Origin of the sequence: Bacillus sp. ISL-18, from assembly GCF_018613415.1 — a bacterium.
Classification (GTDB): Bacteria; Bacillota; Bacilli; order Bacillales; family Cytobacillaceae; genus Neobacillus.
Window position 1 is genome coordinate 1080007 of record NZ_JAGGQG010000002.1, and the last position, 7539, is coordinate 1087545.

Sequence of the window (7539 nt, forward strand, 5' to 3'; positions counted from 1 at the left end):
AAAAAAAGACGCTAATTCATATCCCAAACGTTAATTAAAATTAAAATACTCCCGCTACCGTTTATGAGTACTAAAATAAAAGTAAGTCCGTTCAAAATGAAAGGAAGTCCAGTAAGATGTAAGAGAAATCAATTTTCTTCTCGGCTTCGTTAAAGTAATTTTTTTAAGCGGCGTTATTTCGTTTACTGCCTGATGGATAAAGAAGAAGACAACCACAGACGCACCTGACAACATGATGTTAAGGGACTTATCCAATAAGATATCAAAGCGGTATGCCTCTACACCGTATTTCATGATCCATCTTGATAAACACACTATATAAATCAGTTCATTCACACAGTATATTAACGTGATCAGTTGAAAAAGCTTAAATGTTTTCTTTTCAAAAAGCAACTCTTTTGTTGTTTTTCTGTCATACCCCCTTAACGCCATTAGATCCAATGTAAAGTATAGATAAAGGGGCTTCCTTGCTGCCATGCTGACAGAATATATTACTAATAAGGAGGCTGAGTAAAAAACATTATTCCATAACAGCTGCAAAGCGGATCCAGATAGTAAATCCACCAATATGCCTGCAACTAAATTCAGGATGACACATATTCCCGTATAATTAAGTTTTCCTGAATCATTGAATCGGTACAAACTATAAAGAATTCCCGGCAGTGTGGAGATAATCATGGTGGGATAGTCTCCTGCCATATCCCGAAAAAGCTCCCAGAATACCAAAGGGAATATAAAAAATAGTACAAAATCTAAAATCAGCATTAAGGTTGGTCTCAAATATTTCACCATACTTTCCGGAGTCATTCAATTCAATATATGGACCAATCTCCATAAAAAGACCAAGCATAAACCCGATTCTTAGATTGGGTTATCCATTGATGACGAAATGACCAGGAACTGGTGTCGTTTGGATCATGATACCTCTTCAAATTGAAAATACGTAAATAACTTCTTTTGTACATGCAGCTCCCACTCGTCCAACGGCGCGTCTATGTCTTTTAAAAGCTGATATGCATTGACCCATGCCTTCATTTCGGCGTTAATACGATAGGGACGGTTCGAAATCCACTGGTCGTAGTCTAAGTTTCCTTCGATGTAGTCGATGAGATGCCCAGTCTCATGTGCTAGGGCATAGAGGTTTTCTTGCTCTGCAATCGGTGGGACCGTTACCGTTAAATCCGGCTTAAAGCTCACCCGATTTTCGTGTGAGAAACGGACAGTTCCTCCCATGCTTTCTACTATATCTATTAATCTGTTTATGTACTTATTGATGTCTGCCCTGCCAATTAGACTTCGCATCTTTCTTTCCACCCTTTTTCTCTAATTGATTTCATCTTATCACATTTTATCTAAAATTTTTAAAGTGGTTTTAAAATTAAATTTAGTTAATCTAATATACGCCAAAATCCAAAAACAACTAGAAGTACTATCATTTTAAGTTCAAATGACAAACGTTATGACATAATTATTGTATATAATCATAAAAAACTGCCCTCCTCATTGGTTTGAATGTGTTTAACAATGAGGAGGACAGTTCATATTTCAGTCGGCTGGATTATAGCCCCGGTACTTAGTTTATCAAGCTTACCGGATCATAAGCTGGCTTTAAGTCTAACGGTTGTGTTCTGAATTATTCTTACCTACATTATCGTTTGGTGAATCGCCAGTTCCATTTTTACTCTTACTATTAGGCGTTCCATAGATTTGATTATCCTGTGTTACTTTCGCACCTTCTAGAAAATCATCCTTTGTTTTCACTTTTCTCACCTCCTGAATAACTTTCATATTATCTGTAAAGATAACTAGAAACATACAATCAGTGGATTACCTCAATAAGATTGTTAAAGAGTGAGGATTAAAAATAATTCAACAAAAAAGGGCCATCCCCTAAAAAGGGACTGCCCTTGTAAATTCAACTATGGAATTGAAATCTTATTTATTTCTGTAATTCAAAAGAAACGGATTCAGGACGCTCACATGTACTTTGCATTAGATAGTGGTTACCACTATCAGAGGAATCATGGAAGCCATGCATCGCTTCTAAAACATGATACGCTAACTCTCCATTGGCTCGATATTGACCACCTTCGAGGATGGCTTTAGCCATATCGGCAACACCAAGTCCGCGACTGTTTTGGGCGTATCCGTAAGCAAGTGGAACCTCTTTAAATTCATTTTCGTCACGTTTTCTTACTTTGACAGGACCACCGAACGTGTTTGGATCTGGAACAAGTATTGTTCCTTCACTTCCGTAAATTTCGATTGGAGGAAGGGTTGTACCGCCAAACGCATCAAAACTGGTAGTAATGTTTCCAATTACTCCCGATGCAAAATCAATGACACCTGAAATATGAGTAGGAGTGGATACTTCGATTTTGGTACCTGCCTTTGGCTGGCTAAGCACTGTTCTTTCAGGATAACTAATCCGAGTGAAACCAGAAATCCTTTTAATGGGTCCTAACAGAGCCACCAAAGCTGTTAAGTAGTAAGGGCCCATATCAAACATTGGTCCGCCGCCCAAGTCATAATAGAAGGCAGGGTCTGGATGCCAATGTTCGTGCCCGCGGCAAATCATAAAGGCAGAGGCGCCAATCGGGACACCAATTTCACCTTGTTCAATTAAATGAATGGCCGTTTGAATACCAGCACCTAGGAAGGTGTCAGGTGCACTGCCAACAAGGAGATTTCGCTTCTTCGCTGTTTCTAAAATTTGTCTGCCTTCCTCGCGTGTTACAGCCAGTGGTTTTTCAGTATAAACATGTTTTCCTGCTTCAAGTGCCTGGATGCAAACGGAGGCATGTGCTTTAGGAATGGTTAAATTAATCACTAGTTCAATCTCTGGGTTAGACAGTAGTTCTTCTACAGAACAAGCGGTCGGAATAGCGTATTTCTCTGCTTGAGATTGAGCCCGCTGCACATCTAAATCTGCACAGGCAACCAGTTCGAGGTGGGGGAACTTCGGACAATTTTCCATGTAGATCGAACTAATATTTCCACAGCCGATGATGCCAACTTTTAGTTTTTTCAAAATAAATCCTCCTAGATTTTGTCTGTTGTTATTGACTGTCTCCCATACCTGTATAGGTACGTACATTTCCATAAATAGAATCTACATCGAATTCTTCAGCCCGTTTCTTTCCCTCAGCAGCCCATAAAAATCCTCGGCGCATAATAAGAGAAACTTCCGGCATCGCAACGATATTGGCCTGATGGCCTAATGAACTATAGAACACATTTCCAAGGCCCCAGCGTTTGGTCCAGACAACGGGCATATCTACGGCTTTATTGGCAGAATGCGGGCCATGATATACAGGGAAGCGGGTAGTGGCTAACACTTCCACGGCCGGATCATAATGAAGGTAATATTGCTCGCTTGCGACTTTAAAATCGGGAATCCCTTCTAGTAGTGGACTGGAGGAATGCTTGATGTTTACGGTGTATTCCACCCCATCATTCCCTGGATGAGCAACCCAATTGCCGCCGGTGATAAATTGCCAGTCGACATTTTTACGGAACGAGTCACACATTCCACCGTGACATCCGGCTAAGCCGACACCGGCTGCGACTGCTTCAGAGATATTGAGTACATACTTTCTTTCAATTTCACCCATCGTCCAGTGGGGAATGATTAAATCCACTGATTTCAACTTTTCTTTATCTGCATACGTGTCAAGCGAATTGGATACCTCAACTTGGAAATTTTCCTCCTCAAGGATTCCTTTAAAAATGTCTGCAACTTGTTCAGGCTGATGCCCATCCCATCCGCCCCACACGATCAATGCACTTTTTTTCATGGTAAAAGCACTCCTTTATAGGTTTAATTAAACGTCAGAAATCCGTATCCATTGCCGTTTCCCAATCGATAAATCCACTGCTTCCAAAACTTCTTGGCACTTTACACCGTCACGGAAGTTGGGAACTGGCTCACGATCTTCACGGAAAGACTCCATAAGTTCCACTACTTCGTGAATAAACGTATGCTCATAGCCGATTGTATGTCCTGGCGGCCACCATGCTTCGGAGAAAGCGTGAGAAGGGTCAGTGGCTAAAACGCGACGGAAGCCTTGTACGTCATCTCTGTCATCCGTGAAATAAACTTGGAGTTCATTCATGCGCTCAAAGTCGAAGATGACGCTGCCTTTACTGCCGTTAATTTCAAAAGAATTCGTACAGCGATGGCCTGCAGCAAAACGTGTCGCTTCAAAGCTGCCTAATGCTCCGTTAGCAAAGCGAGCCAAGAAAAGGGTAGCATCATCGACCGTCACTTCACCTTTTTCACCACTATCGCTGCCTTTTGCTGATAAGCCGGTCATCTGAGAGGGAATGGGCCGTTCTTTAATAAAGGTATCGTTCATGCCAATAACTTCTGTCATATCACCAATTAGGTAGTGGGCCAAGTCAATCAGATGAGCCCCAAGGTCACCGTGGGAACCTGATCCTGCAATTTCCTTTTGAAGTCTCCAAGCTAGCGGGAAATTGGGATCAATGAGCCAATCCTGTAAGAACCAGGCGCGGAAATGATAGATTTTACCTAATTTGCCTTCATCCAGCAGCTTTTTCGCCAGCATAACAGCAGGGGCAAAGCGGTAGTTGAATCCAACCATATGTTTAACCCCAGCAGCCTCAACCACTTCAAGCATTTCTCTAGAATCTTTTAATGTAAGCGCTAACGGTTTTTCGCAAAAAACATGCTTGCCTGCCTGTGCCGCAGCAATCGTGATTTCTTTATGTACATCACTCGGTGCATTAATATCGATTAAGTCAATATCGTCTCTTTCTAAGAGGCTCTTCCAGTCTGTTGAATATTCCTGCCAGCCGAATTGCTTGGCAGCAGCAGCTACAGCGTTTTCATCACGGCCGCAAATGACCTTCATTTCAGGATGAACAGTGTTCGGAAAGAATAGGGGAAGGTCCCGGTAAGCATGGCTGTGGGCTTTACCCATAAATTTATAGCCGACCATGCCAATTCTAAGTTTTTCCATAATAATCTCCTTTTTTATAGATTTAAAAAAAGAACTCTTGGATTCTAGTGTCGAACACTTGATAATTGAAACTAGAAGAAGTTTAAAGGTTGTCTCTAAAGAAGAGGATACCTAAACTACAAGAAATGCGTTTCTACTATTGGTAAATGTATCATTTCTACGTTTGACACAACAAGATAAAACTTATATAATCCTAGACAAAATTTATCCTTTTTGAAAGGGTCAGTCTAAATGTTAATCTATGAACCGCACCATTTTGATTTGATTGCAAACTATGAGGTTATCAATTTAAACTTTCCAAGCCACCTCCATCGTTGTTATGAATTGATATTTGTCGTTGAGGGAGATATGGAAGTCATAATTGAACAGAGAAGTTGTCAGTTACATACTGGACAATACTTATTAATATTGCCCAATGAAATTCATTCCATCGTGACAAAATCACAGGCGAGGGCTAAAATATGTATTTTTTCTCCAGATTATATTCCAACCTTTCAAAGGATGATCGAAAATCGTTCTCTTGAAAATCCAATTTTCGTCCTTTCTTCAGAGGCAGAAAAGCTTATTTCCAGGACCCTCTTTAAAAATGACACAAATTTACTAGCACAAAAGGGAAGTCTCTATTTATTATTATCAGAATTAATGGCACAAACCACATTCATTAAAGCAGAAAAAAATGACTCAGAGCTGCTCCATACCCTGCTAACCTATATTCAAGAACACTTTACTGAAGCGATTTCGTTACACAGTATCGCAGTTACCCTTGGGTATAGTTATAATTATTTATCGAAATATTTTAATGCCAATGTTAAAACGTCTTTTGCCGATTTTCTAAATGGAACTAGGATTAGCTATGCTTGTCATCTACTAAGAACAACTGAAAAAAATATAACTGAAATTGCTTATCTTTGTGGGTATGAAAACATTCGTTCATTCAATCGGAACTTTGTTAAGAAAACGTTATGTACACCCAAAGAATACCGTGAAAATATACCTTTGATGTATCTTGATTTGCACCCTGTCCACACTTGATCAAAGGATTTCAATCAATAGGCTATATCACAACGAGGTGGGACCTTATTGGCTAAATTTAAGCCTCTTTTGCTGGGAGAATCACAATAAGCGAAGGAGGACTTCTTATGGGGTAAAAGGCAGGTATACCGAGATAGTTATTTTTTTATAGTGCAGGGTAAACAATAGTAAATGTATCTAGGATTTGAAAAAGGGTAACAGAAAATATTAGAATGGAGACAAACCTTTTCAGGTAGTGATTAAAAAGAAAACTAGATTAAACATCGAAAGTTGGAAACAAAAATGACGAATCAAAGCATTATTTTTTTTGATATTGATGGAACTTTGCTTAACCATGATAAAAAACTGCCTCTCTCAACGAAAGAATCCATTTTTAAATTAAAGGAACTTGGACATGAAGTAGCGATTGCCACTGGTCGGGCTCCTTTTATGTTCGAGGATTTACGAAAAGAATTAGATATTAACACCTATGTAAGTTATAACGGGCAATACGTTGTATTAAAAGGGGAAGAATTATATCGAAATCCATTAAACATCACTTCTCTTGAAAAGTTAACAGAAGTGGCTTTACATAATAATCACCCTGTCGTTTTTATGGATCACGAGGATATGAGAGCTAATGTCCCAGAGCATGCGTATATTACTGAGAGTATCGCAACGTTAAAAATCAGCCGTTTTCCTACGCATGATCCGCTTTATTACAAAGGGCGCGAGCTGTTTCAAACGCTTCTTTTTTGTCCAGAAGGGGAAGAAAAACAATATGAGCAGGATTTTCATGATTTTGATTTTGTAAGATGGCATCCTGTTTCAGTTGATGTACTCCCAAGGGGAGGATCAAAGGCTCAAGGTATCAAGAAGATCGTTGAAAGTCTAGGTATTCCATCAGAACGGCACTATGCCTTTGGGGATGGGCTCAATGATATGGAAATGCTCTCAACAGTTAAAAATAGTGTAGCAATGGGAAATGCCGAAGAAATAGTAAAGTCTGCAGCGAAATATGTAACAAAATCTGTTGAAGAAGATGGAATTCGCCATGGTCTTCAAATGGTAGGTCTTTTATAAGTAGAAAACAAACCGGAAATGTAGAGTTTTCGGTTTGTTTTTTTGTAAAAATACCGGTAAGATCCACTAAAGGCTAGGCATGAACTTGGTAAATACCGGGTTCATAACCCCCGAAGGAGAAAGCAGCCAAGAGCTACGACAGATAAAAGGGGTTCATAACCCCTGAAGGAGAAAGCAGCATATAGCTACAGCAGATAAGAGGGGTTCATAACCCCTGAAGGAGAAAGCAATCAAGAGCTACGGCAGATAAGAGGGGTTCATAACCCCCGAAGGAGAAAGCAGCCAAGAGCTACGACAGATAAAAGGGGTTCATAACCCCCGAAGGAGAAAGCAGCCTGGAGCTACAGCGGATAAGAGGGGTTCATAACCCCCGAAGGGTAAAGTAGCTATGAGCTACGGCAGATAAGAGGGGTTCATAACCCCTTAAGGAGAAAGCAGCCAAGAGCTACAGCAGATAAGA

At 40.1% G+C, this 7539-nt stretch carries 8 protein-coding genes; 2 read left to right on the top strand and 6 right to left on the bottom strand.

Going from position 1 to position 7539, the window contains the following annotated elements; translation table 11 throughout:
- Positions 1 to 54 precede the first annotated feature (54 nt).
- From J7E81_RS05190 to J7E81_RS05215, 6 genes are all read right to left on the bottom strand, one after another.
- On the bottom strand, positions 55 to 807 hold the full coding sequence (locus J7E81_RS05190) for a VC0807 family protein (protein WP_308162141.1): 753 nt from the start codon (positions 805 to 807) through the stop codon (positions 55 to 57).
- A gap of 108 nt (positions 808 to 915) precedes the next feature.
- Complete coding sequence (locus J7E81_RS05195) at positions 916 to 1302, bottom strand: hypothetical protein (RefSeq protein WP_215041039.1); 387 nt, start codon at positions 1300 to 1302, stop codon at positions 916 to 918.
- Between the two features lie 312 nt (positions 1303 to 1614).
- Entirely contained in the window at positions 1615 to 1761 is a 147-nt protein-coding gene (locus J7E81_RS05200) for a hypothetical protein (protein WP_215041040.1), read from the bottom strand.
- Between the two features lie 178 nt (positions 1762 to 1939).
- Complete coding sequence (locus tag J7E81_RS05205) at positions 1940 to 3031, bottom strand: Gfo/Idh/MocA family protein (protein ID WP_215041041.1); 1092 nt, start codon at positions 3029 to 3031, stop codon at positions 1940 to 1942.
- A 28-nt stretch (positions 3032 to 3059) separates the two neighbouring features.
- The gene (locus J7E81_RS05210; RefSeq protein WP_215041042.1) at positions 3060 to 3797 is read right to left on the bottom strand and encodes a ThuA domain-containing protein; all 738 of its coding nucleotides are present in this window, start codon (positions 3795 to 3797) and stop codon (positions 3060 to 3062) included.
- A gap of 27 nt (positions 3798 to 3824) precedes the next feature.
- The gene (locus J7E81_RS05215; protein ID WP_215041043.1) at positions 3825 to 4985 is read right to left on the bottom strand and encodes a Gfo/Idh/MocA family protein; all 1161 of its coding nucleotides are present in this window, start codon (positions 4983 to 4985) and stop codon (positions 3825 to 3827) included.
- Positions 4986 to 5216: 231 nt separating this feature from the next.
- On the opposite strand from J7E81_RS05215, the gene J7E81_RS05220 reads away from it, so the two are divergent.
- Together J7E81_RS05220 and J7E81_RS05225 are read left to right on the top strand one after the other, a co-directional pair.
- A complete protein-coding gene (locus J7E81_RS05220; RefSeq protein WP_215041044.1) occupies positions 5217 to 6017 on the top strand; it encodes a helix-turn-helix domain-containing protein in 801 nt (266 codons plus the stop codon).
- A 282-nt stretch (positions 6018 to 6299) separates the two neighbouring features.
- Entirely contained in the window at positions 6300 to 7079 is a 780-nt protein-coding gene (locus J7E81_RS05225; protein ID WP_215041045.1) for a Cof-type HAD-IIB family hydrolase, read from the top strand.
- Positions 7080 to 7539 lie beyond the last annotated feature (460 nt).